General features: G+C 72.4%; 20 protein-coding genes and 1 pseudogene. 11 read left to right on the top strand and 10 right to left on the bottom strand.

The features are described 5' to 3' along the window. Positions 1-6: 6 nt before the first annotated feature. Positions 7-921: a cation diffusion facilitator family transporter gene (locus FS641_RS06375; protein WP_144761645.1), complete on the top strand. Its 915-nt coding sequence runs from the start codon at positions 7-9 to the stop codon at positions 919-921. A 481-nt stretch (positions 922-1,402) separates the two neighbouring features. Here FS641_RS06375 and FS641_RS06370 read toward each other — a convergent pair whose 3' ends face one another. Together FS641_RS06370 and FS641_RS06365 are read right to left on the bottom strand one after the other, a co-directional pair. After that, positions 1,403-2,023: a hypothetical protein gene (locus tag FS641_RS06370; protein WP_144761641.1), complete on the bottom strand. Its 621-nt coding sequence runs from the start codon at positions 2,021-2,023 to the stop codon at positions 1,403-1,405. 65 nt (positions 2,024-2,088) lie between these two features. After that, positions 2,089-3,360 (bottom strand): MFS transporter, encoded by a 1,272-nt coding sequence (locus FS641_RS06365; RefSeq protein WP_144761638.1) that lies wholly within the window; start codon positions 3,358-3,360, stop codon positions 2,089-2,091. Between the two features lie 48 nt (positions 3,361-3,408). Between FS641_RS06365 and FS641_RS06360 the strand changes: the two genes are divergently transcribed. After that, complete coding sequence (locus FS641_RS06360) at positions 3,409-4,353, top strand: LysR family transcriptional regulator (RefSeq protein WP_186317610.1); 945 nt, start codon at positions 3,409-3,411, stop codon at positions 4,351-4,353. A gap of 97 nt (positions 4,354-4,450) precedes the next feature. Here FS641_RS06360 and FS641_RS06355 read toward each other — a convergent pair whose 3' ends face one another. The 5 genes from FS641_RS06355 to FS641_RS06335 all read right to left on the bottom strand — a co-directional run bounded on the left by FS641_RS06355 (position 4,451) and on the right by FS641_RS06335 (position 10,650). After that, positions 4,451-5,833: an MFS transporter gene (locus tag FS641_RS06355; protein WP_395879251.1), complete on the bottom strand. Its 1,383-nt coding sequence runs from the start codon at positions 5,831-5,833 to the stop codon at positions 4,451-4,453. Positions 5,834-5,894: 61 nt separating this feature from the next. Beyond that, on the bottom strand, positions 5,895-6,158 hold the full coding sequence (locus tag FS641_RS06350; RefSeq protein ID WP_144761629.1) for a hypothetical protein: 264 nt from the start codon (positions 6,156-6,158) through the stop codon (positions 5,895-5,897). Continuing rightward, entirely contained in the window at positions 6,155-6,796 is a 642-nt protein-coding gene (locus FS641_RS06345; protein ID WP_144761626.1) for a hypothetical protein, read from the bottom strand. The genes FS641_RS06350 and FS641_RS06345 overlap by 4 nt, the downstream gene beginning before the upstream one ends. A 130-nt stretch (positions 6,797-6,926) precedes the next feature. Then, positions 6,927-8,855 carry a lectin-like domain-containing protein gene (locus FS641_RS06340; RefSeq protein ID WP_144761623.1) on the bottom strand — a complete coding sequence of 643 codons (1,929 nt, stop codon included), beginning with the start codon at positions 8,853-8,855 and terminating at the stop codon, positions 6,927-6,929. Between the two features lie 157 nt (positions 8,856-9,012). Further along, positions 9,013-10,650, bottom strand: coding sequence for a glycoside hydrolase family 13 protein (locus FS641_RS06335; RefSeq protein WP_144761620.1), 1,638 nt, complete (start codon positions 10,648-10,650; stop codon positions 9,013-9,015). 111 nt (positions 10,651-10,761) lie between these two features. Here FS641_RS06335 and FS641_RS06330 point away from each other — a divergent pair. The 4 genes and pseudogenes from FS641_RS06330 (at position 10,762) to FS641_RS06315 (ending at position 13,839) form a co-directional block, all read left to right on the top strand. Continuing rightward, positions 10,762-11,318 (top strand): annotated as a pseudogene (locus FS641_RS06330) (NADPH-dependent FMN reductase). Positions 11,319-11,450: 132 nt separating this feature from the next. Further along, positions 11,451-11,972 (top strand): MarR family winged helix-turn-helix transcriptional regulator, encoded by a 522-nt coding sequence (locus tag FS641_RS06325; protein ID WP_144761617.1) that lies wholly within the window; start codon positions 11,451-11,453, stop codon positions 11,970-11,972. Between the two features lie 140 nt (positions 11,973-12,112). Next, entirely contained in the window at positions 12,113-12,619 is a 507-nt protein-coding gene (locus FS641_RS06320) for a Dps family protein (RefSeq protein WP_144761614.1), read from the top strand. 26 nt (positions 12,620-12,645) lie between these two features. After that, the gene (locus tag FS641_RS06315; RefSeq protein ID WP_144761612.1) at positions 12,646-13,839 is read left to right on the top strand and encodes an NAD(P)/FAD-dependent oxidoreductase; all 1,194 of its coding nucleotides are present in this window, start codon (positions 12,646-12,648) and stop codon (positions 13,837-13,839) included. 71 nt (positions 13,840-13,910) lie between these two features. On the opposite strand, the gene FS641_RS17975 is transcribed toward FS641_RS06315, so the two are convergent. Beyond that, a complete protein-coding gene (locus FS641_RS17975; protein WP_186317609.1) occupies positions 13,911-15,797 on the bottom strand; it encodes an alpha/beta fold hydrolase in 1,887 nt (628 codons plus the stop codon). Next, positions 15,794-16,432, bottom strand: a complete 639-nt coding sequence (locus FS641_RS18410) for a DedA family protein (protein WP_395879075.1) — start codon at positions 16,430-16,432, stop codon at positions 15,794-15,796. The genes FS641_RS17975 and FS641_RS18410 overlap by 4 nt, the downstream gene beginning before the upstream one ends. 211 nt (positions 16,433-16,643) lie before the next feature. Between FS641_RS18410 and FS641_RS06300 the strand changes: the two genes are divergently transcribed. From FS641_RS06300 to FS641_RS06290, 3 genes are all read left to right on the top strand, one after another. After that, on the top strand, positions 16,644-17,690 hold the full coding sequence (locus FS641_RS06300) for a sensor histidine kinase KdpD (protein WP_260855710.1): 1,047 nt from the start codon (positions 16,644-16,646) through the stop codon (positions 17,688-17,690). Beyond that, positions 17,687-18,346, top strand: a complete 660-nt coding sequence (locus FS641_RS06295; protein ID WP_144761610.1) for a response regulator transcription factor — start codon at positions 17,687-17,689, stop codon at positions 18,344-18,346. The genes FS641_RS06300 and FS641_RS06295 overlap by 4 nt, the downstream gene beginning before the upstream one ends. Before the next feature lie 73 nt (positions 18,347-18,419). Beyond that, on the top strand, positions 18,420-20,132 hold the full coding sequence (locus tag FS641_RS06290; protein ID WP_144761609.1) for an alkaline phosphatase family protein: 1,713 nt from the start codon (positions 18,420-18,422) through the stop codon (positions 20,130-20,132). Between the two features lie 67 nt (positions 20,133-20,199). Here the strand turns inward: FS641_RS06290 and FS641_RS06285 are convergent, their stop codons facing one another. Further along, positions 20,200-21,057 carry a DUF1206 domain-containing protein gene (locus FS641_RS06285; protein WP_186317607.1) on the bottom strand — a complete coding sequence of 286 codons (858 nt, stop codon included), beginning with the start codon at positions 21,055-21,057 and terminating at the stop codon, positions 20,200-20,202. A 100-nt stretch (positions 21,058-21,157) separates the two neighbouring features. Between FS641_RS06285 and FS641_RS06280 the strand changes: the two genes are divergently transcribed. After that, positions 21,158-22,981: a glycoside hydrolase family 15 protein gene (locus tag FS641_RS06280; protein ID WP_144761603.1), complete on the top strand. Its 1,824-nt coding sequence runs from the start codon at positions 21,158-21,160 to the stop codon at positions 22,979-22,981. An 18-nt stretch (positions 22,982-22,999) separates the two neighbouring features. Beyond that, positions 23,000-23,602: a DUF1992 domain-containing protein gene (locus FS641_RS06275; protein ID WP_313957795.1), complete on the top strand. Its 603-nt coding sequence runs from the start codon at positions 23,000-23,002 to the stop codon at positions 23,600-23,602. The last annotated feature ends 162 nt before the right edge of the window (positions 23,603-23,764 follow it).

The raw sequence follows: 23,764 nt of genomic DNA, 5'->3' as shown, positions 1-23,764 counted from the left end.
TGGCGCATGGGACACGACCACGGACACGTGCACGGCGGTGCGAACGAGCGTGCCTTGTGGGTGGCGTTCTGCATCTCCGCGACGATCCTGCTCGCCGAGGTCGTCGGCGCGGTGGTGACCGGCTCCCTGGCCCTCCTCGTCGATGCCGGGCACATGGTCGTGGACACCGGCGGCATCGGGATCGGGCTCGTGGCCACGCGGTTGGCCCGGCGGTCCCCCACCGCGCAGCGCACCTGGGGCTTCCAGCGTGCCGAGGTGCTCGGGGCCACGGCGCAGGCGGCCATCCTGCTCGCCGTCGGCGTCTACGTGATCGTCTCCGCCGTCCAGCGGCTGTTCGTGCCCGCCGAGATCCACTCGGGGCCGCTGCTGGTCTTCGGTGCGATCGGGCTCGTCGGCAACCTCGTCGCCTACGCCGTGCTGCTGCGGGCGTCCGGCGAGAACTTCACGTCACGCGCCGCCCGCCTCGAGGTCCTGAACGACACCCTCGGCTCCGTCGCGGTGATCGCGGCCGCCGTCGTGCTGGGGCTGACGGGGTGGGAGCGGGCGGACTCCGTCGCGGCGCTCGTCATCGGCGGGCTGATCCTGCCGCGGGCGATCCGGCTGCTCCGCGAGACGGCGAACGTGCTGCTCGAGTCCGCGCCGCCCGGGCTCGACCTGGAGGACGTGCGCAGCCACATCCTCGAACTCGACCACGTGATCGCGGTGCACGACCTGCACGCCACACTCGTCGCGACCGGGGTGCCCAACCTGACGGCGCACGTGGTGGTGGACGACCACTGCTTCACGACGTCGCACGCGCCGGCCATCCTCGACGAGCTGCAGCAGTGCGTGGCGGAGCACTTCGACGTGCCGGTCGAGCACTCCACGTTCCAGCTCGAGCCGGCGTCCCACCGCCGCCACGAGCACGACGTGCACGCGTAGGGAGCTGCGCGGGGGCTGGCGCGCGGGGCGCTGGCGCTGGGGCTGGCGCTGGCGCTGCCGACTCGGAACGACAGTGTCGCTGTCGTACGACGTCGACATCGTCGCTGTGCAGCGGCAGCGCCATCCCGCGCGCGCAACGAGCGACACGGTCGATGTCGTACGACGTCGACGGTGTCGTACTGCGTCGAGAGGGGCGGCGCCCGGAAGCGCGGCACGACCGGCGGGCGAGTGGGCGCGTGTGCCCGGCGCTGCCGACTCGGAACGACAACGCCGCTGTCGTACGACGTCGACATCGTCGCTGTGCAGCGGCAGCGCCATCCCGCGCGCGCAATGAGCGACACGGTCGATGTCGTACGACGTCGACGGTGTCGTTCTGCGTCGGGCGGCGGGGGCGTGTCGCGCGGGCGCGGGCATGTCGAGCGGGGCGGCATGTCGCGCGGGGCGGCATGTCGCACGGGCCACCGGCCGGCCTCGCCCGCGATCAGCAGTCGTCGGTGCGCGTGGGGTACGCCGTGATGACACGGTCGGTGGTCGCGGAGACGATGACCTTCACGAAGCCGTCGGGCGCGGGCGCAGACCCGTCGTCGAAGCGCACGGGGGCGGCGTAGCAGACCTTCCCGTCGCCGGCGTCGACCGGGTAGCCCGCACGCGGGGTCGTCAGCGCCGTCTGCACCGCCGTGAGCATGGCGTCGTCCCAGTCGCGCGACCCGTGTCCGCGGACGACGTCCTGCCAGTCCGCGGTGTGCCGCTGCCGGATGTGCTCGTAGCCCTGCGACGCGTTCCCGCACTGCAGCACCACGTCGCCGAGCGCCGCGGTGTCGTACCGCTCGACGGCTGCGCGGGAGTTCGAGTCGCAGGCCGCCAGTACCGAGGCACCGGGGAGGTCGGGGCCGGTGCGGGCGATGACGGCCGCACCGTCTCCCGGGGCGACGGAGTTCGACCCGGCGGTGCTCGGCGCCGTCGTCGCAGCACCGCTGTGTCCGGTCAGCACCGGGTCGTCCGTGCCGTGCCGCGCGCTGAGGAGGAGTCCCCCGGCGACGAGCCCTGCCGCCACCACCGCTACGAGCCCGGTGACGACGGGTCGGTTGCGTCTGGTCGGCATGCGGCCAGTATGCCGGAGCCGAGCCGGGCCTCCCGTCCGCAGCGGGCCGGGAGGCCCGTGGTGCGTCAGGCGCGTGCGGCCAGTCGTGTCCCGGCGACGACGGCGAGCGCGGCGACGACGACCACGTACCCGAGCAGGACGGGGAGCGTGGGGAGCACGAGGAGCGCTGCGCCGACCGCGACGACCGGCACGGTGAGTCCCGCGTACGCGATGAGGAACGTCGCGGCGAGGACCCCGCCACGCTGCTCGGGTCCGACCAGGGCTCCGGCGCTGGCGATCGCGGCGCGGAACAGCAGCCCGACGCCGGCACCGGCGACGACACCGCCGCCGATGAACCCGGCGACCTGGAGCAGGACCGCCGCGGTGCCGAGCACGACCAGGCCGCCGACGAGGAGCACGACGCCGAGGAGGATCTGCGTGCGCTGGGCGAGCCGGGCGAAGACGAGCTGCGACACGGCGCTCGCGGCGAACACCCCGAAGGTGGTGGCTCCTGCCGCCAGCCGGTCGGTGACGTGGAACGTCGTCCCGAGGAAGGTCGGCGCCACCGAGGTGAAGAGCCCCTGCACCCCGAACGCGGCGAAGGCGACGACGCCCGCGGCCCAGAACGCGCCGCCCTGCCCCGCCGGCGCCTGCACGCGCTGTGGGCGCCAGGGAACGCGACGCTCCGGACGGTCGACGGTCTCGGGGACGGCGAGCACCACGACGAAGGCGACCACCAGCGCGACGACGAACACGACGTAGGGCACCATGAGCGGCTGTCCGACGAACTCGGCCAGGGCCCCGCCGACGAGCGCCCCGAGGGACAGCCCGCCGAGGTTGACCATCCCGGCCACGACGCTCGCACCCTTCGCGGAGGCGTCGGAGCCCGTGGCGCGGACGCGGAGCTCGCCGAGGTGGGCCGTCGCCGTGGCGGTCAGCGTGCCGATGCCGAGCCCGGTCACGAGCCGCGCGACCACGAGGCCGGTGACGTCGTTCCACACCAGGAACAGGACCGCGGCGACGAGCTCGAGGGCGATGGACACGAGGATGAGTGGCTTCCGGCCGAGGACGTCGCTGCGGTGCCCGGCGAGGTACAGCGATCCGACGACACCGATGCCGTACGCCGCGAACACGATCGTCGTGGTGAACGTCGGGAAGCCGTCGCGTGCCTGGTAGATCACGTAGAGCGGGGCGGGGACGGTCGCGAACGCCATCACCGTGAGGAACGCGAACGCCACCGCCCAGAAGCCGGCACCGTGCCGACGACGGCTGTGGGAGCGGCGGCCGCGCGGCGCCGGCGCGCGCCCGGGGACGACCGGGACGGAGGCTGTGGGGACGGGTTCGAGGACGGTTGCCATGGTCCGATGGTGCAGCCCGGCGGTCATCGAGTCCAACGGATCTGCTTGATGATCATCATCGACTGCGTCGATGATGGACACATGGAGACCCGGCTGCTGGAACAGTTCGTCACGGTCGCGGCGGAGGGCAGCGTGACCCGCGCTGCCGAACGCCTGTGGGCGGCGCAGTCCACGGTGTCGGCCGGGCTCGCGAGCCTGGAACGGACGCTCGGGGTCCGGCTGTTCGACCGCACCGGGCGGCACCTCGTCCTGACGGCCGCCGGCGAGGACCTCCTGCCGCACGCCCGCGCGGTCCTGGCGTCGCTCGACCGGATGCGGGACCTGGCGACGGCGACGGACGCCGAGCTCCGGGGGCGCGTGCGCCTCGGCATCTTCACGAGCATGGACATCGTCGACCTGACGCGGGTGCTCCGGGTGTTCCGGGAGCGGCACCCGCTCGTCACGGTGGAGCTGATGACCTCGCCGACCGGGACGACCGGGCTCGTGCAGGACCTGGTGGCCGGCCGGCTCGACCTGGCCTACTGCGGCCTGCAGTCGGCACCGGCCGGGGTGCGGGTGGAGCCGCTGCGCGAGATGCCGTTCCGGGTGTTCCTCGCGGCCGACCACCCGCTCGCGCGGAGCGGGCGGACGTCGGTGTCCCTCGCGGAACTCGCCGACGAGCCCTTCATCGACACGGCGGCCGGGTTCGGCAACCGGGCGATCCTCGACCAGGCACTCGAACGACTCGGCATCCGCCGTCGCATCGTCGCGGAGATGAACGACATGCCGGCGGTCGTCCGGTTCGCGACCGCCGGGCTCGGCGTCGGCGTGGTTCCGGACTCCGGGTTCGAGCACGAGGGGGTCGAGCACGAGGGGGTCGAGCACGACGGCGTCGTGCTCGACCTCGTCGACGAGGTGGAGCCACTCCGGGTCGGCCTGGCGATCCGGACGGCGACCGAACCGAACCGCGCGGTCCGTGCGCTCGCGCAGGACATCGTCGCAGCCCGGTACTGATCAGGGCCGCTGCACGGCCCTGGGCGCCGGCGCGGAGCGCCCGATGCCGACCGGCGCCGCCGCACGACCCACGGCTCCGGTGCGGAGGTCGGCCGGGTCAGCCCTCGACCAGGTGCGCGATCCGCGACACCGACCGTCGGGCGGCGACGGAGGACGACACGAACCCGACCACGACGATCCCCGCACCGATCCCGACGACGATCCACCACATCGCGTGGGTGGCGACGGCGAACCCGGCGCCGACGCTCGCGACCGCGCTGGCACCGGTCACCGTCCCGGCGAGGGCGACCCCGAGCGAGACGCCGGTCTGCCGGCTCGTCGACGCGACGGCCGCGGCGGACCCGGACTGCGCGCGGGGCATGCCAGAGACCGCGGTGTTCGTGATCGGGGCGTTCACCATGCCGAAGCCGAGTCCGAAGAGGACGAACGCCACCACCAGCACACCCATCGGCGTGTGGGCGTCGATCGTCGTGAGGACCGCCCCGGCACCCCCGATGCCGATCCCGGCGATGACGAGCGGCACGCGGGTGCCGAACGACCCGACCAGCCGGCCGGAGATCGGTGAGGTGAGCATCGTCGCCAGCGCCGCGGGCAGCGTCCAGAGCCCGGCCTGGAACGGCGACATGCCCCGCACCTCCTGCAGGTAGAGCGCGCTGAGGAACAGGAACGCACCGTTCGCACCGAACGCGGCGATCGCGGTCAGGACGGCGGAGGAGAACGGGATGCTCCGGAAGAAGCGCACGTCGATGAGCGGTTCGGCGGTGCGGCGCTCGACCACGACGAGGACGACGAGTGCGGCCGCGGCGACGACGAACAGGCCGAGGGCTCCGCGTGAGGACCAGCCCAGTCGTGGTCCCTCGATCAGGCCGCCGACGAGGGCGGCGAGGAGGACGATCACGAGCCCCTGTCCGAGCGGGTCGAGGCGTCGGGGACGCGGAGCGCGGGACTCCGGGACGAACAGGAAGGTCAGTACGATCGCGGCGATGCCGATCGGCACGTTGATCCAGAAGATGGCGCGCCACCCGACGGTGTCCGTCAACGCACCCCCGACGAGCGGCCCGATGCCCATCGAGACACCGACGACCGCGCCCCAGACGCCGACGGCCCGGGCGCGTTCCTTCGCGTCGTCGAACGTGGCGGTGATGATCGACATCGCCACCGGGTTCATCATCGACCCGCCGACCGCCTGCACCATGCGGAACACGACGAGCCATCCCACCGTCGGCGCGATCGAGCACAGCAGTGACCCGACGCTGAAGAGCGCGAGACCGATCTGGAACGTCCGGCGCCGGCCGATGCGGTCCGCCGTGGAACCGGACAGCATGAGCAGGCTGGCGAGGACGAGCGTGTAGGCGTCGATCGTCCACTGCAGCCCGGAGATGGTGCTGTGGAGTTCCCGGCCGATCGAGGGGAGGGCGACGTTCACCACCGTCGCGTCCATCGAGACGATGAACAGGCTCATGCAGCAGACCGCGAGGATCAGGTAGCGGTGTCGGTACCGATCGGGGAGGTCCGCGGCCCCCAGCTCGGGAGCCCGGAGCTCAGTGGAAGCCGTCGCCGTCTCCTTCGCCTGGGGTCTTGTGTCCGCCGAGCATGTCGTTGTCGTCCTGGTCGCTCGTCGACGCGAGCTGGAGCATCGCGAGCACGACGACGACCACGATGAAGGCGACCCCGAGGAAGATCAGCGCGAGGGTGAGTTCCCGCGTCGACATGAGCACGACGAGCCCGGTGAACACCGCGACGATCGCGGAGATCCCGAGGAGCTCGGCGGGGCGCAGGCGGTCGCGACGGCTGGGGGTGGTCATGCGTGTGGTGCTCCGTTCGGGGAACCGGCGGGTGCGGTCGTCCCCCACTTGTGCGAGAGGCCGGCGATCACGTGGAAGACCGCCGTGATGGCGAGGTAGGCGCCGAACAGCCCGACGAGGACGATGGACGCATCGAGGACGCCGCTCACCCGCTCGATGCCACCGAGCTGCTGCGAGTAGTCGGGCGGGGTGACGAGGAAGCCGATCGCCAGCAGCAGGGTCAGGCCGCCGATCGTCATCCAGTCGCGAGCGAACGGCGAGGTCCGGCGAGCCCGGATGCCCTGCGCGAGCTCGAGGGCTCCCGTCAGGACGGCGAACGCCACGACCACCGCGATGAACGCGGGCAGCCCGAGGCCGTTGCACGCGATCCCGATGACCCCGGCGAGCACCGTGATGGCGGCCTGCGCGACGGCGGTCCGCCGGGACCGGGCGTCGTCGTCGAGCCGTCGGAGGCTGCCGATGCCGAGCACCGCGCCCTCGACCACCGCGAAGACCCCGAACAGGAGCAAGCCGTACCCGGCGGCGTGGTTCGACGAGAAGGTGATGACGAGCGCCACGACCGCGGCGGGGACGGCCCGGAGGATCGGGATCGGCCAGTACCGCGCGCGCTGGTGGGCGTCTGCGACGGAGTCGGACACGAGACCTCTTTCGGGCATGCGGATCGGTCAACCGATCCTACCGCCGCCGTCGATGTGCCCCGTCCGTGCGGGTGCCGCGCGAGCTGAGGATGCTCCGACATCCGGGGAGTCGGAGCATCCTCGTCCGTGCTCAGTCGACCGAGCGGTCCTCCCCGACGACGTCCGGGACCGCTCGTGCCGTGACGGCCCTGCGGCGACGTCGCGCGACCGTCCAGCCTGCGAGTCCGGCCGCGACCAGCGCGGCTCCGACCACGGCGACGAGCGCCAGGTCGTCGGCGCCGGTGTACGCCAGGGCCCCACCGCGACCACGCGACGACGGGCCCGTGGCAGCAGCGGGTGCCGGTGAGCGCCCGGCGACGGGGGCCGCGCCGTCGGACGGCTCGTCCGCGTGGTCCGCGCCGTCGTCCGGAGCCTCTGGCGCGTCCGGACGAACGACCTCGATCGCCACCCCGGGCGACGGCTCCCCACCGTCCGGGTCGGTCGGCGACTGTGCCGTGGCGACGTTCACCACGTCCGAGCCGTCACCGCGGTAGCCCTCGTCGAGGACCGCACGGAAGCGGAACGCCTGCGCACCGCCCGGCGCGAGGGGCTCTGCTCCGGTGCACGTCACCCGCTGCCCGTCGGCGACACAGGGGTCGTCCGACCCGACGAAGGCGAGCGCCTCGGGCAGGTCGTCGACGACGGCGACGTCATGCGCCGTCGACGGGCCTCGGTTCCGGGCGACGACCTCGTACTCGACCTCGTCGCCCGGTCGCACCGCGGCGGACGACGTCACGGACTTGTCGGTCTCCAGCGCGGCGACCGCCTGCACCGGCACGGCAGCGCGGGACACGTTGTCCGACTCGTCGGTGTCGGCCAGGTGCGGCGCCGGAGCGATCACCGCCTCGCTCACGAGTTCGCCGGTCGTTGCCGGGTCGAGCGTCCCCTCGATCTCCACCGTCGCCGCGGCCCCTCGGTCGAGTCCGAGGTCCACGGCAACGTCACCGGTCCCGCCGGGCACCGCGCAGGTCGCACCGTCGCCGCCGTGGCACGACCAGGAGACGTCGTGCAGGGCGTCCGGCACGTCGACCGTCAGCGGGCTGGGGTCGGAGGCGTTCCGGCCCGGGTTCGACGCCGTGACCGAGTACCGGACGTGCTCGCCCGCGACGACCGGTGCGACGTCGTGTTCGACGCGGAGGTCGACCGGCTGCCGGACGTGGAGCGCGTCGATCTCGTGGACGTTCACGAACGCCCCCGTCGCGCCGGCGAAGCCGAGACGGAGCGTCGGCGGGAGCGCCGCCTGCCCGTCTCCGTGCAGCGGGACGGCGTCGAAGACGGTCTGCATCCCGCTGGCGGTCTCGAGCTGCACGGAGACCGACAGCTCGCCGGCGTCACCCGGCAGCAGGGTCACGCGCACGGTGCGGGTGGCGGGACCGTCGGTCTCGACACCCTCCGGCGCGGGTGCGTTGCGGACGAACCGGTAGCCGTCGGTGCCCTCCCCGGACCCACGGACGACGACCGCGTCCGGCGTCCGGCCGGGACCGCTGTCGTTGATCGGCAGCGAGAAGTTGCCGTAGCGGTCGAGCGCGATCGCGGCGAACGCACCCGGGATGCCCGGTAGGTCGCATGGTCCGTCTCCCTCGGTGTCGTCCGGACGGCACGAGTAGCCGAGCGCCGCGCCGGTCCCGCCGACGCCCTGCGCCGCCGCACCGTCCGCCAGGTAGAGCAGGAGACCGTCGGCTCCGACGTCCGGGTCGTCCGAGTACATGGCGTAGGTGAACTCGATGTCGAGGCCGAGGTCCGACGGGAACGAGTCGTTCGTCGACCAGGACCCGGCCTGTCCGACGACGTCGTCCGTCAGCCGCAGCCGACCGTCGACGATGTGGGCGTCACCGCTCAGTGCGCCGCCGGACGCCGTGTCGAACTCGTCGTCGAACGGGAAGGTGAGGTCGGCGGCGGCTGCCGGTGGAGCGTGCAGGGCGGGCGCGGCGAGGACCGCGAGCGCGGCCAGCGACACGGCGGCGGCGAGCGCCCGTCGGGCGGCTCGCGGCGGTTTCCTGTGGGTGATGTGGTGTGTCATGCCCCGATCGTCGCGAGGGCGACGGTCCCCACGGACCGGTGCGGCCCGATCCGTGGAGCGCGGCCACGAGCCTCCTGTCTGTGGAGGACAACGGCCGGAGCACCGCCGCAGCACGGCCGCAGCACCGCCGGAGCAGGGCTCCGTACCAGCGCGCGACCTACCGGAGCCAGACCGTGGTCTCCCCCGGCAGCACCCCGTCACCGAGCGGCCCGGACGCCACCACGACCTCGCCGTCCGGCAGCGGCACCGGGTCGACGCCGAAGTTCGTGACCGAGCGCCAGCCGTCGTGCCGGGCGAACGCGACGACCTCGGCCGGTGCCTCCAGCCACGTCAGTGTCTCGCCGTGCTGCAGTTCGCGACGGGCCGCGAAGGCCGTCCGGTACAGCGCGAGCGTCGACGTGGGGTCGGACTCCTCCGCCTCGACCGAGCACGCGCCGAAGTCCGCCGGCTGCGGCAGGAACGGTGCCACCGCACCGAAGCCGAACGACGGCCCCGACGTGCTCCAGGGGATCGGCACACGGCACCCGTCCCGCCCCTTGACGGTGTGTCCCGACCGGATCCACTTCGGGTCCTGGAGCAGGTCCCGCGGGATCGCCGCGGCCTCGTGCAGTCCGAGCTCCTCGCCCTGGTAGACGTAGGTCGACCCGGGGAGCGCGAAGAGCAGCAGGGACGCGGCGCGGGCACGGCGCAGCCCCGCCGCGCGGTCGAGTGCCGGGGCCGTGCCGTCGGTCAGCAGCCAGGCGTCGGTGTCGGTGCCCTCGGGGAGCCCGTACCGACTGGCGTGCCGGACCACGTCGTGGTTCGACAGGACCCACGTGCTCGACGCCCCGGACTCCTCCGACATCGCGAGGTTGCGCTCGATCACCGTGCGGAAGGCGGCCGGGTCGAACGGGGCCTCGAGCAGGTCGAAGTTGAACGCCTGGCCGAGCTCGGTCGGCCGGGCGTAGAGCACGCGGCGGGGTGCCGGCGCCCAGGCCTCGGCGACCGCGGCACGGGGCGGGTCGTACTCGTCGAGCACGTGGCGCCACCCGGCGAAGATCTCGTGCACCTCGTCGCGGTCGTACAGCGGGTCGGAGCCGTCGAGGGGCAGTGCCTGCTCGTTCGAGGGACGGTACGGCGTGGACAGGTCCTTCGCGAGCCCGTGGGCGACGTCGACGCGGAACCCGTCGACCCCGCGGTCCGACCAGAAGCGCAGGGTGTCCTCGAAGTCCGCGCGCACGTCGGGGTTCGTCCAGTCCAGGTCCGGCTGCTCCGGGGCGAAGAGGTGCAGGTACCACTGGCCGTCCGGTACCCGGGTCCAGGCACTGCCGCCGAAGTTCGACACCCAGTCGCTCGGCGGCAGCTCGCCGCTGTCCCCGGCTCCGTCGCGGAACACGTACCGCGCGCGTTCCGGCGAACCGGGCGCGGCGGCGAGCGCGGCCTGGAACCACGCGTGCGCGGACGAGGTGTGGTTCGGCACCACGTCGACGATCACCTTGACGTCGTGCTCGTGCGCCGCGCGGATCATCACGTCGAGGTCCTCGAGCGTCCCGAGGCGCGGGTCGACCGCCCGGTAGTCGGCTACGTCGTACCCGCCGTCCGCGAGCGGTGAGGGGAAGAACGGCGAGAGCCAGACCGCGTCGACGCCGAGCGCGGCGAGGTACGGCATCCGGCTGGTGATCCCGGCGACGTCGCCGAGGCCGTCGGCGTCGGAGTCCGCGAAGCTCCGCGGGTACACCTGGTAGACGACGGCGTCGCGCCACCAGTCCCGGTCGGGCGTGCGTGGGGTGCTGGCGGGCGTCCTGAGCGCGGTCACCTCGCCACCGTACCGAGACGACTTCCGTCGTGGATCGGGAATGTCGCCCGCCGGGTCCGGATTGGTTGTCACTGACACCTTTCCGTCGCAGTACGAGACACAGGGACCACCATGACGAACATCCTCGTCCTCGTCGGCAGCCTCCGCGCCGACTCCATCAACCGCAAGCTCGCCGACGCTGCGATCCACCACGCACCGGAGGGCGTCACGCCGACGGTCTACGAGGGCATCGTCGACCTGCCCTTCTACAACGAGGACATCGACGGTGACACGCGCCGGCCGCCGCGGTCGCGTTCCGGCAGGCCCTCGCCGACGCCGACGGGCTGCTGCTCGTCACGCCCGAGTACAACGGCACGCTGCCGGCCGTGCTGAAGAACGCGATCGACTGGGCGTCGCGTCCGTTCGGGTCCTCGCCCATCTCGGGCAAGCCGACCGCGGTCATCGGGTCGGCCTTCGGTCAGTACGGCGGTGTCTGGGCGCACGACGACGCCCGCAAGGCCGCCGGCATCGCCGGGGCGAAGGTCCTCGCGGACGTCAAGGTCGCCATCCCGCAGTCGGTCGTGCGTTTCGCCGAGACCCACCCGCGTGAGGACGACGAGGTCACCGCGCTCGTCCAGGGCGCGCTGACCGCGCTCGCCGACGCGGCGTCGGAGCCGGCCGCCGCGTAGCGACGGAACCACCACCGGACAGGAGGCTCGTGGCGACCCGCCACGGGCCTCCCGTCTCCGTCGGGGCGCGTCCGGGACTCTTGCAGGTGTTGCCTAGACAGCCTCGCTACGAGACGGATTAGTCTCTTCCTCATGTCCACGCAGGAGATCACCGAAGCGTCCGGGTACTGGTTCCCGGACGACGACGCGACCCAACGGGGCGTTGCGGTGCTCAACGCCCTGCGCCGGTACCGCGCCGCCGAGACCGCGATGCGCCGTCGCACTCGCGACTCGATGGGGATGGGCGAGACGGACCTGCTCGCCGTCCGGTTCCTCCTGCAGGCGCAGCGCGCCGGGCGGATCGTCAGCCCGAAGGACCTCGCCGCGTACCTGAAGATCTCGTCGGCATCGACGACGATCCTGATCGACCGTCTGGTCAAGAGCAACCACGTCCGGCGCGAGCCGCACCCGACCGACCGTCGGGCGCTCGTGATCACCCCGACCACGGAGACCGACGACGAGGTCCGCGCCACCCTCGGCGTGATGCACCGGCGGATGATGGGCATCGCCGAGGGGCTCTCCGCCGACGACGCCCGGGTCGTGGCGCTGTTCCTCGAGCAGATGCGCGACGCGGTCGACCAGGTCGACCACGCGGCGCCGACGGCCGCGCACTGACGCGGGACCGCGCGGCGCCGACGGCCACGCGCTGACGCGGAACCCCACGGGGGACGGAGTCTGCCCGCGCACTGTGAACCGACCGGGCCGGGGCGCGTAGACCGGAGTCGTCACATCCGCACCAGCAGAAGGAGCCGACCATGCACGCATCGGACAAGATGGCAGCCAACCTCCAGGCCGTCCTCGTCGACCTGATCGACCTGCACGTCCAGGGCAAGCAGGCCCACTGGAACATCCTGGGCACGAACTTCCGCGACCTGCACCTGCAGCTCGACGAGATCGTCGACGCGGCGCGTGAGTTCGCCGACGACACCGCGGAGCGCATGCGTGCGCTGTACGCCGTGCCGGACGGCCGTGCGAGCACCGTCGCGGCCACCAGCCACCTCGACCAGTTCCCCGAGGGCGAGATCACCACGCACGACGCGATCGACCAGGTCACCCTGCGCCTCTACCAGGCGACCGGCACCATGCGCGACGTCCACGACGAGGTCGACGACGAGGACCCGACGACGGCCGACCTGCTCCACGGCTTCATCGAGCGCCTCGAGCAGCTCGCCTGGATGGTCAGCGCCGAGAACCGCGCCCCGAGCACCCCGCTCGCGGCCGCCGTCACGCCGTCCACCGCCGAGGCGTCCGCTCACTCCTGACCACTGGACCACGATCCAGGAGGGTCATGACTGACTACCGCTACCTCATCGTCGGCGGCGGGATGGTCGCCGACGCCGCTGCCCGGGGCATCCGGGAGATCGACGCCGACGGCTCGATCGGCATCATCAGCGAGGACGTCGACCGCCCCTACGCGCGCCCGGCACTGTCCAAGAAGCTCTGGACCGATCCGGACTTCAGCTGGGACGAGAAGGTCGACCTGCACACCGAGGAGACCGGGGCCGCGTTCGTCCTCGGCACCGCGGTGACGGCGATCGACCGGGCCGGCAAGTCCGTGACGACCTCGGACGGCGGCACGTTCGGGTACGAACAGCTGCTCATCGCCACCGGCGGGCACCCGCGCGGACTCCCCGGCCTGAGCCCGTCCGACCGGGTGCTCGACTACCGGAGCGCCGCGGACTACCGCGCACTCCGCGGCTTCGTCGACGCGGGCGCGCACGTGGTGGTCGTCGGCGGCGGCTACATCGGGACGGAGATCGCGGCGGGCATCGTGCAGAGCGGCGCCCGCGTCACGCTGGTCGATCCGGACGAGGTCGTCGGCGGCACGATGTTCCCCGCCGGACTGGCGGCGTCGCTGCAGCAGCGGTTCGTCGACCACGGCGTCGACCTCCGCCTCGGTCGCCGCGTGTCCGAGGGCACGCAGACCGACGACGGCGTCACGCTGGCACTCGACGACGGCTCCGAGCTCCGGGCGGACGCGGTCGTGGTCGGCCTCGGCATCGAACCCGCCACCGGTCTCGCCGCGGACGCCGGGCTCACCGTGCGGGACGGCATCGTCGTCTCGTCGACGCTCGTCACCGACGACCCGGCCGTCTTCGCCGCCGGCGACGTGGCCGAGTACCCGGACCGGATCCTCGGCACGCGCCGCGTCGAGCACGTCGACAACGCGCAGCAGCAGGGCCGGCAGGCCGGCCGGAACCTGGCCGACGCGGACGAGACCTACGACCACACGCCGATGTACTACTCGAACCTGTTCGACGTCGGCTACGAGGCAGTCGGTCAGGTGAGCACGGATCTGCGGACGGTCGAGGACTGGCAGGAGCCGGAGATCACCGGCGTCGTCTACTACCTGGACGACGACGACACGGTCCGGGGCGTGCTGCTCTGGAACGTGCCCGGCAAGACCGACGAGGCCCGCAAGGTCCTCGCCGAGGCGCACGCACTCACCCCAGACATGCTGCCGGGGCGCATCGCACCCTGACCCGGTGACGCACTGGAGGCCCGGTGCCGGTCCGACGGACCGGCACCGGGCCTCCAGTGCGTCCGGACCGACTACCCGCCCGCGCGCTGGTCGTGGTCCGGCCCGACGGCCTCCACGATCTCCTGCCGCACCGCGTCCGGAACAGGCGCACCGGCACGGTCGGCCATGGCCAACGCGTGCGCGGACTTGCCGGCCTCGAGGACCTCGTCGTCGCCCTTGGCCATCCCGAACAGCTCGGCGAGGCGAGCCCGGACGACGAGCCAGGCCTCGCCGGCGCTGAGTCGGGACAGGTCGGTCGACGTCGAGTCGTCCCGGACGCGCTGCAGCGACGAGACGCCGCGGTCCGGCAGCTCGCCGCGGACGTGGGCGACGGCGAGCGCCGCGACCGCGTCGGCCTGCGCGTGCATGACCGAGTGCGCGCCGCCGACGACCTCGCGGAGGACGGCGTACGGGAACACACGCGCGAGCCGTCGGATCCAGTCGCGCGGCACCAGGGCGTCCTGCTCACCGCGGATGATGAGCGTCCGCGCCTGCACGTGCGGCGCACGCTGTTCGATCGGGAAGGCGACCATCTGCGGCAGCACGCGGCGGAACCAGTGCCAGCCGCACAGGGCGTAGGCGGTCACGGCGTGCCAGCGGACCACCGACGGCTCGTGCAGGGCGGACCGGGCGAACCGCACGGCCGACTCGCTGACCGTGCGGGCCTTCGAGTCGATCACCGGGCTGATGAGCACGAGGTCGGTGTACTCGGGGTGGCGCGCCGCGACCTCGGTGACGACCTGGGTGCCCATGGAGTGTCCGACGAGCACGGGGTCGTCCAGGCCCAGCTCCTCGATCACCCGTTCGACGGCGTCGGCGTAGCGCTCGATCGTGACCTTGCCCCGGAACCGCTTGACGCCGGCGAACCCGGGCAGGTCGAGCGCGCGGACCGGACCGAAGCCCTCCAGGTGCGGTGCGAGGCGTTCGTAGTACGTCGCCGCGATGCCGAGGCCCGCGACGAGCACGAAGGGACGCTCCCCGGTCTCGCCGATGGAGCTCACCCGGACGTACGTGCCGTCGACCGGGATGCGGTCGACCTTCACCACGACGTCCGCGGTGTCGCCGTCGTCCAGCGCGTCGGCGTGGCGCGGTGTCTCGTCGTTCACTGGCGTCTCCTCGTGGTCGGGCAGTCGCCCAGGGTACCCCGGCTCGCCCCGCGTCCGCGGGGCGTCGGCTGCTCGGTGGGATCCGGGTCCTCCGCCGGTCCCGACGGCGACGACGATCGCGACGAGCAGCACCGCGCTGACGAGTCCCGTCCCGACGCCGAGACCACCGCGCGACCCCGGCACCGCGACGAAGTCGGCGAAGGAGGCCCCGATCGGGCAGGTCAGGACGTAGGCCGTCCAGAACGCCGCCACGGGTCCGAGGACGGCGGTGGCCCGGCCGACGACCACCAGGAGCACCAGGCCGACGAAGAGCAGCCCGCCGCCGAGGTACCCCAGGTGCACCGTGCTCGCGGCGAGGTCGCCGGCAGCGGTGCCCATCGCGAACGTCGCGACGACCGCCGCCCAGTACCAGCGTTGGCGACGGCCACTCGTGACGGCGTGTACGTCGAGCGTGCCCTCGACGCGACGCCACACCACGAACACGGCGACCAGGGCGACCAGGAACACCGGCGTCGAGACCGCGTAGGGGACCCCGAGAGCGACGTGCGTGACGTCGGCGACCATCGTGCCGAAGACCCCGACCATCGACACGGCCCCCCAGTAGAGCCACGGCCGGTACCGGTCGGCGCGGAGCTGTGCGGCGAGCACGACGGCGAAGAGCGCCGCGGTGAGGAGGACGGTCGGCACCGGGTCGAAGCGGGTGACGAGGAAGTCCGACAGCGCCTCGCCCATGCCGGTCGTCAGGACCTTCGTCACCCAGAACGACGCCGACGGGTCCGGGACGCGGTTCCGACCGGGGAGCGCAGCGGTCACCGCCCGCTCCTGGCGACGTGCCGACGACGGACGGCGCCGATCACGACGGGCAGGACGGAGACGAGGACGATGACGATCATCAGGGCGTCGATGTCGTGCGCGACCAGCGGGATCCCACCGAGGAGCACACCGACGACCGTGAGGCCCACGGCCCAGGAGACGGCTCCGACGACGTTGTACAGCAGGAATCGTCGGTAGTGCATCTGCGCGGTGCCGGCGGCGAGCGGCACGTACGTCCGGACGACCGGCACGAACCGGCCGATGACCAGACTGAGGCCACCCCACCTGGTGAAGAAGGCCTCCGCCTCGGCGAGCCGCGCCGTCGTGAGGACGCGGGCGTCGTCGCGGAACAGCCGCCGGCCGTAGCCCTTGCCGAGCCAGTACCCCACCTGGTCCCCGGCGACGGCCGCGATGGCGGCGACCACGGCGACCTGCCACGGCGCGATGCCGAGGGTGCCGCTGATGATCGCGGCGGTGACCAGGAGCGAGTCGCCCGGCAGGAACGGGAACAGCACGCCGGACTCGATGAAGACCAGGACCGCGATGCCGAGCAGCACCCACGGTCCGAAGGCATGGAGGACGGATGCGGCGTCGAAGAGGGTCACGGCGAGCGGGACGGAGGAGACCACGGACACGATGCTCGGGCGCGGGCTCCAAGAGAGCTCCGAGAAACGGTTCTCAGAGCTTCCTTGGAGACCGTCGGCGACGATCACCTCGACCGTCGTCGCCGTCCCTGCGGCAGGATCGGTCAGAAGCAGCGACACCGGGAGGCCCTCCCCCCCTCGTCTCCCGGTGTCGCTGTCCGAGAGCGGGGTGCACGTGTCGTCGAGGTGGCAGGCAGCGGTCGTGGACGCGGTGACCCGCTGGTCGTTCCGCGGCGACCTCGACCGCGATCCGGACCGGTCGGCGTACCGGCGGTCGGTCGTGGAGATCGGGCTCCGTGTCGCCGTCGTCTCCGCCGCCCTGGTGGTCGGGATCATCGGGTTGGTCGTCGCGTACGTGCTGTGGCAGCTCACCCCTGAGCAGGTCCACGAGCGCCCCGGACCGACCGACGTGCACATCTCGCTCGACACCCTCGACCTCAGCATCGCCGTCGTCGGCGTCGGCGGACTCGCGATCGTGTTCGCCGGTGTCGCAGCCTGGTGGATCGCCCGACGCGCCGTGCGACCACTCGCCGACGCGGCCCGGATGCAGCGCACCTTCGTCGCGGACGCCAGTCACGAGCTCCGCACCCCGCTGACGGTCCTGCACGCGCGGGTCCAACGACTCCGGATGATGACCCCGTCCGAGGACCCGCGGGACGCCGTGGTCACGGAGCTCTCGGCGGACACCCGCGTGCTGATCGACATCGTCAACGACCTCCTCGAAGCCGCTGCGGGCGTCGTCGAGCCCGACAGCACCACTGCGCTCGCCACCGCCCTGCTGGACGTCGAACGGGACATGACCCTCCTCGCCGCCGAACGCCAGGTGCACCTCGAGGTCGCCGGGGCCGACGCGGACGTGGCGGTCTCCGCGACACAGCTCCACCGGTGCCTCGTCGCGCTCGTCGACAACGCCATCGCGCACGCCCGACCGGACGGGCTCGTCGTGGTCACGGCGGACGTCGGACGCACGGCGGTGACGATCCGGGTGGCGGACGACGGCCCCGGCATCACCGGCATCGCGCCGTCGCGCGTGTTCGACCGCTTCGCACACGGCGCCCCGGGGGTGCCGACCCGTGCGGGGACCCGCACCGGCTACGGCATCGGCCTCGCCCTGGTGCGCGACGTGGCCGTCCGCACCGGCGGCGACCTCGGCGTCGAGCGCACCGGCGACGCGGGCACCGTCTTCGCGCTGCGACTGCCGATCTCGTCGCCACGGCCGGAACGCCGGACCACGGAGGCGGACCGGTGACGCTCCGCCTCCTGCTCGTCGAGGACGACCCCCGGTTGGGCCCGCTCGTCGCCGACGTCCTCCGCGAGCAGTGGGACGTCACGCTCGCCGTCAGCGGGGAACGGGCGCTGGAGGTGGCGGCCGCGCAGTACTTCGACGTGATGGTCGTCGACCGTCGGCTCCCCGGCATCGACGGCGTCGAGGTCATCGCCACGCTCCGCCGCCGGCGCGTCAGCACCCCGGCCCTCATGCTCACCGCGCTCGGGGAGGTCCGCGACCGCGTGTCCGGCCTCGACGCGGGCGCGAACGACTACCTCGTCAAGCCGTTCGACTTCGCGGAGCTGGACGCCCGGCTCCGTGCCCTCACCCGCGACTACTCCGGAGTCGGTGCCGGCATCGAGATCGGGGGCTGGGTGTTCCACCCGGACGACAGCAGCATCACCTCCCCGTACGCCGGGCGGGTGATGCTGACGGAGAAGGAGACCGCCCTGCTGCGACTGCTCGCCAGCGACCCGGCGAGGACCTTCACCCGGCGGCACCTGCTCTCCGCGGTGTTCGACCACGGCGAGCAGCCGGGGACGGTCGACACCTACGTCCACTACATCCGACGGAAGACCGACCGCGACGTGGTGACGACGATCCGCGGCGTCGGGTACCGGCTCGGCACCCCGATCTGAGTGCCCGTCTCGGGCTCCGGTCCGGTCGGCGCGCGTGGTTGTGCGCCGGGCCGCCGTACGCGACACTGCCGTCATGTCGGGAGAGGAACAGCACTCGCGGCGGACGTTCCTCCGCCGGGCCGGCATCGGTGCCGCGGGAGCCGCCGTGGGTGCGGGTGCCGTCGGTGCGGCCACCGCGTACGACCGCCGCGTGCAGGACGAGCGCTACGGCTTCACCCCGCTCCCGGAGCGCCGCGAGCCGGGCTTCGACCACGTGGTCGTGCTCATGTTCGAGAACCGCAGCTTCGACCACGTGCTCGGGCGGCTCTACACGGACGACGAGCTCCGCGACGGCCAGTCCTTCGAGGGACTGCAGGGCGGCACCTTCACGAACACGGCCCCGGACGGCACCGTCGTCCCCGCGCACGTCTACACGGGGTCCACCGACGACGTCATGAGCCAGCCGGACCCGGATCCCGGCGAGTTCTACCCCCACGTCAACACCCAGTGGTTCGGCCGGGTCGACCCCGCGTCGAACGAGCACCCGGAGCAGCACGGGTACGCGCCGCCGTACAACGCACCGTCGGACACGAGCGCTCCGCCGATGTCGGGGTTCGTGCACGACTACGTCGTCAACTACCGGATCGAACGCGGACGGGAGCCCACGGTCGAGGAGTACTCCCGCGTGATGGGCGGCTTCGCGCCGGAGATGCTGCCGGTGTTCTCCACGCTCGCGAAGTCGTTCGCGGTGTACGACCACTGGCACTGCGCCGTCCCGTCGCAGACGTTCTGCAACCGGTCGTTCTTCCACGCGAGCACGTCGCACGGGTACGTCACGAACAGCCGCGACGGCGGTCCGGAGAAGTGGCTCGACGCCCCGGCCGTGCCGACGGTCTTCAACCGGCTCGAGGACGCCGGGAAGCGCTGGCGCGTCTACTACGACGCCGACCAGGTCGTCTCGCTGACCGGGTTCCTGCACGCACCCTCGATCGAGCGCTACTGGAAGACGAACTTCCGCTCGATGGAGCAGTTCCACGAGGACGCGGCCAACGGCACCCTGCCCGATTACGCCTTCGTCGAGCCGAGGATGGTGTTCGACCACAACGACATGCACCCGCCGCAGAACCGGCCGAAGGTCGTCGACGTCCCCGGGGCACCCCCGTTCGACAGCGCGATGTCGGACGTCCGCGCGGCCGAGGCGCTCCTCGCCGAGGTGTACGGCGCGGTCCGCGGTGGGCGTTCCGAGCACGGCTCGAACGCGGTGAACACCGCCCTCGTCGTGACGTTCGACGAGCACGGCGGGATCTACGACCACGTGCCGCCGCCGGGGGCCGTCCCGCCGTCCGGGCAACCGGACCCCGGTGAGATGGGCTTCACCTTCGACCGGCTCGGCGGCCGCGTGCCGACGTTCGTCGTGTCGGCGTACACCGAGCCCGGCACCGTCGTGAACGACCCGATGCACCACGGCGCCGTCGTGCACACGCTGACCCAGCAGCACGGCCTCGAGCCCCTGACCCACCGCGACGCCGGCGCCCGCGGCATCCAGAACGTGCTCAACCGGAAGGTCCCGAGACAGCCGCAGCTCTGGCCGGACGTCGCGAAGCCGTACGTGCCGCGGAACCCGGAGCACCGGCGGCAGGCACCCGGGGACCGCGAGCGGCGGCGCCCCCTCACCGCGCCGGCGCAGGGACTGCTCGGCCTGCTGCTGGCACGGTACGAGCCGGACGCACCGCGACCGGAGACGTTCGGGGACGCCTACGACGTGCTGACGAAGCACGGCCTCGGGCTCTTCGGCGACCGGGACTGACGCGAGCGGGAGGCCCGAACCGGTCGGTCGGTCGGTCGGTCGGTCGGTCGGTCGGTCGGTCGGTCGGTCAGAGCTTCGCGTACCGCGCGCGGAAGAAGCTGTACACGCCGAACGCCAGGAAGCCGATGCCGACGGCGACGAGGACGAACACGCCGCCGGGCATCCGGTGCAGCGCGTCGAAGGCGCCGTCGAGTCCTGTGGCCTGGTCCGGATCGCTCCGGAACGCCGCGACGGCGACGAGGACACCGACGATCACGACCGCGACGCCCTTCGCGACGTAGCCGACGGCCGCCAGCACCGACAGCGGACGCTCGACGGACGGCGGCGGCGTGACGAGCTGCTTCCGCCAGGAGCCGCGGATCCCGATCACGACCAGGCCGATCCCGATCGCGATCGCGATCGCCGCGGCGAGCAGCAGCACGAAGACCCCGCCCGGGGTCGCGAGGGCCTGGGCCGCGGCGCTCTTCGTCGAACCGGAGGAGCTCTTGCCGGCCCCGAGCGCGAACGACCCGGACGAGTAGGCGATCACGCCGTAGACGATCGCCTTGCCGGCGTTCTTCGCACGCGCGAGCCAGGCGCGGGCGCTGTCCGTCCGACCGCCGACGATCGCCCCGAGGACCAGGTGCAGGCAGAGGGCAGCGGTACCGACGGCGACCACCCAGAGCAGCACGGTGCCACCCGGGACCGCCGCGAGCTGTGCCAGCGCTCCCGACTGGTCGGTCTCGCCGGACTGCGAGCCCTGCGATCCGCTGCCGGACGCCGCGTCCCCGATGCCGAGGAGGATCGCGAGGTACCCGATCAGGAGGTGCACGACCCCGCTGCCGACGAACCCGGCACGGGCGGTCAGTTCGAACCAGCGGCTGTCGGCGATGCGCCTGGCCTGTCGACCGGTCGTACGGGCAGCGTGTCCAGCGGTGTCACTCACCAGTCGAGCCTGCCCGTCGGGACCTGCGGATGTCCGGCGAGCCGCGGCCGGGGTACGCCGGCGGACCGCAGACCCCAGCGGGGGCGAGCACGATGGGACCATGCCGGAAACCACCCTGGACACCCCCGACGAAGCCCAGACCGAGCAGCAGCGCACCGACGGCTACGCGCCGCTGCGTAGCTACGCGGCGATCGGGGACGGCCGCACGGTGGCCCTCATCGCCCGCGACGGCCGCATCGACTGGCTCCCGATCCCCTCGATGGACTCGCCGCCGGTGTTCGCGAGCATCCTCGACGCCGAGCACGGCGGTCACGTCGCCCTCCGCCCGAAGGACCACGACGCCACGGTGCACCGCGAGTACATGCCCGGCACGAACGTCCTCGTCACGACGTGGACGACGGACACCGGCAGCTGCACCGTGACCGACGCGATGGTGACGGGCGTCGCCGGACGCCTGCCGTGGGCGGAGATCGGCCGGTGCGTGCAGGGCGTCGAGGGGACCGTCGAGCTCGAGTGGGCCGTCGTCCCCGGCACCCTCCTGAACACCGCGGAGCCGAAGCGACTGGACACGGTGAACGGCTCGGTCATCGGCGTCGACGGCGTCACCATCGCCATCGTCGAGAAGGGTTTCGAGCCGGTGCACGAGGACGGCCCGGTCTTCTCCGGCCACTTCAGCACCACCGCGGGCTCGAAGCACATCCTGACGATCGTCGGCACCCTGGACGAACCGATCTTCCTGCCGGAGCCGGAGGACACCCTTCGGGGCGTCGACCGGACCATCGACAACTGGGCGGCGTGGTCGAAGGAGTTCGACTACGACGGACCGTGGTCCGACGCCGTCCAGCGGAGCGCCCTGGCCCTGAAGCTCCTCATCTTCTCCCCCACCGGAGCGATCGCGGCGGCGCCGACGACGAGCCTGCCTGAGGACCGCAGCGGCGGCAAGAACTGGGACTACCGGTTCGCCTGGGTCCGCGACCTGTCGTACACCGTGCACGCGCTCGACCGGTTCGGGCTCCGCGAGGAGACGCACGCGGCCGTGTCCTGGGTGATGCGCACCATCGCCAAGCACGACGACGGCATGCCGATCTTCTACACGCTCGAGGGCGAGGTCAGCAACGAGGTCCAGGAACGCGACGTCCCCGGGTGGAACGGCATCGGTCCGGTGACCGAGGGCAACCGTGCGTCCGACCAGCTGCAGCTCGGCGTGTGGGGCGACGTCTTCGAGATCATGCGCCAGTACGTCCGGCAGGGCAACGTCCTCGACCGGAAGACGGCGAAGGTGCTCGAGGGGCTCGCGGACGACGCCTGCAGGCAGTGGGAGAAGGCCGACGCCGGCATGTGGGAGCTGCAGGACACGCAGCACTACACGGCCAGCAAGATGGGCTGCTGGCAGGCCCTCGACGCCGCGATCGAGCTGCACGACGAGGGGCAGATCCAGGGATCACGTGACACCTGGGACAAGAACCGCGGCCTGATCCGGGAGTGGGTCTCCGAGCACGGGTGGAACGAGGAGCTCGGCGCCTACACGATGTACCCGGACACCGACGTGCTCGACACCTCGGTGCTGCTGCACTCGATGAGCGGCTTCGACCGCGGCCCGCGCATGGAGTCCACCATCCGGGCGATCCAGGAGCGACTGCAGCACGGCCCCCTCGTGTACCGCTACTCGGGTCTCGAGGACGAGGAGTCACCGTTCGTCGCCTGCTCCTTCTGGCTCGCGGCAGCCCTCGCCTGCACCGGACGGATCGACGACGCGACCGCGCTCATGGACGAGATGGTCGACCAGGCGAACGACGTCGGACTCTTCAGCGAGATGCTGAGTGCCGTCGACGGCGACTTCATGGGCAACCTGCCGCAGGGCCTGTCCCACCTCGCCCTCATCCAGGCAGCGCTGACGATCGAGGAGCTCTCGCACGAACAGTGATGCACGGCGCATCATGGGATGACGATGAACGACGTCGACGCACGGATGGACCGGCTCAGGAGGGCCGCCCGCTACCGCTACCAGCAGCTCGTGGACAGCGAGATCGAACGCGGATCCCTGGATCCGGACGAGGTGCGCGAGGAACGTCGGCTGCTCAAGGCCGCTGACGTCGCCGCGCACGCCAGGGCCCAGATCGAGGAGGCGGAGCGCCGCGGTGTCTTCGAGGGCAACCCGTACCACGGCAAGCCCCTGCCCGGCATCGACGGGCAGCACGATCCCGACTGGTGGATCAAGGCGAAGATCGAGCGGGAGGACATCCGCGGCATCGCTCCGCCGGCGCTCGCGCTCCGCACGGAGGACGCCGAGCTCGACGGTGCGCTCGACGCCCTGTCGACGGAGGCCGACGTCCGCGACGTGCTGGTCGACTTCAACGCGCGGGTGAAGGAGGCCCGGCGGCAGCTGCTCGGCGGCCCGCCGGTGGTCACGCCACTCCGCGAGGTCGACGCCGAGGTGGCGCGCTGGCGCGAGCGCCGGGAGGCCCGGCTCGCGTCCGCAGCGCAGGCTGCCCAGGCGCTGCGGCAGCAGGAGCGACCACGGCGCTGGTGGCGCCGGCGCAGCTGAGGCAAGCCGGGCCTCCAGCCCGGTCGCCCGGGTTCCGGAACCGCTCGACGCACGGAAGGCGCCGCCCCGGGGTGGGGCGACGCCTTCGGTGTGTGGTGCGGGGGGTGTTACTTGATCTTGGCGGTGATGGTGGCGGTGCCGACGAGGAGGCCGCCCTTGACG

The organism is Curtobacterium sp. 9128, from assembly GCF_007673775.1.
Classification (GTDB): Bacteria; Actinomycetota; Actinomycetes; order Actinomycetales; family Microbacteriaceae; genus Curtobacterium.
Note: the sequence above shows the minus strand (reverse complement) of the source record. Positions and strands in the feature narration are given on the sequence as shown.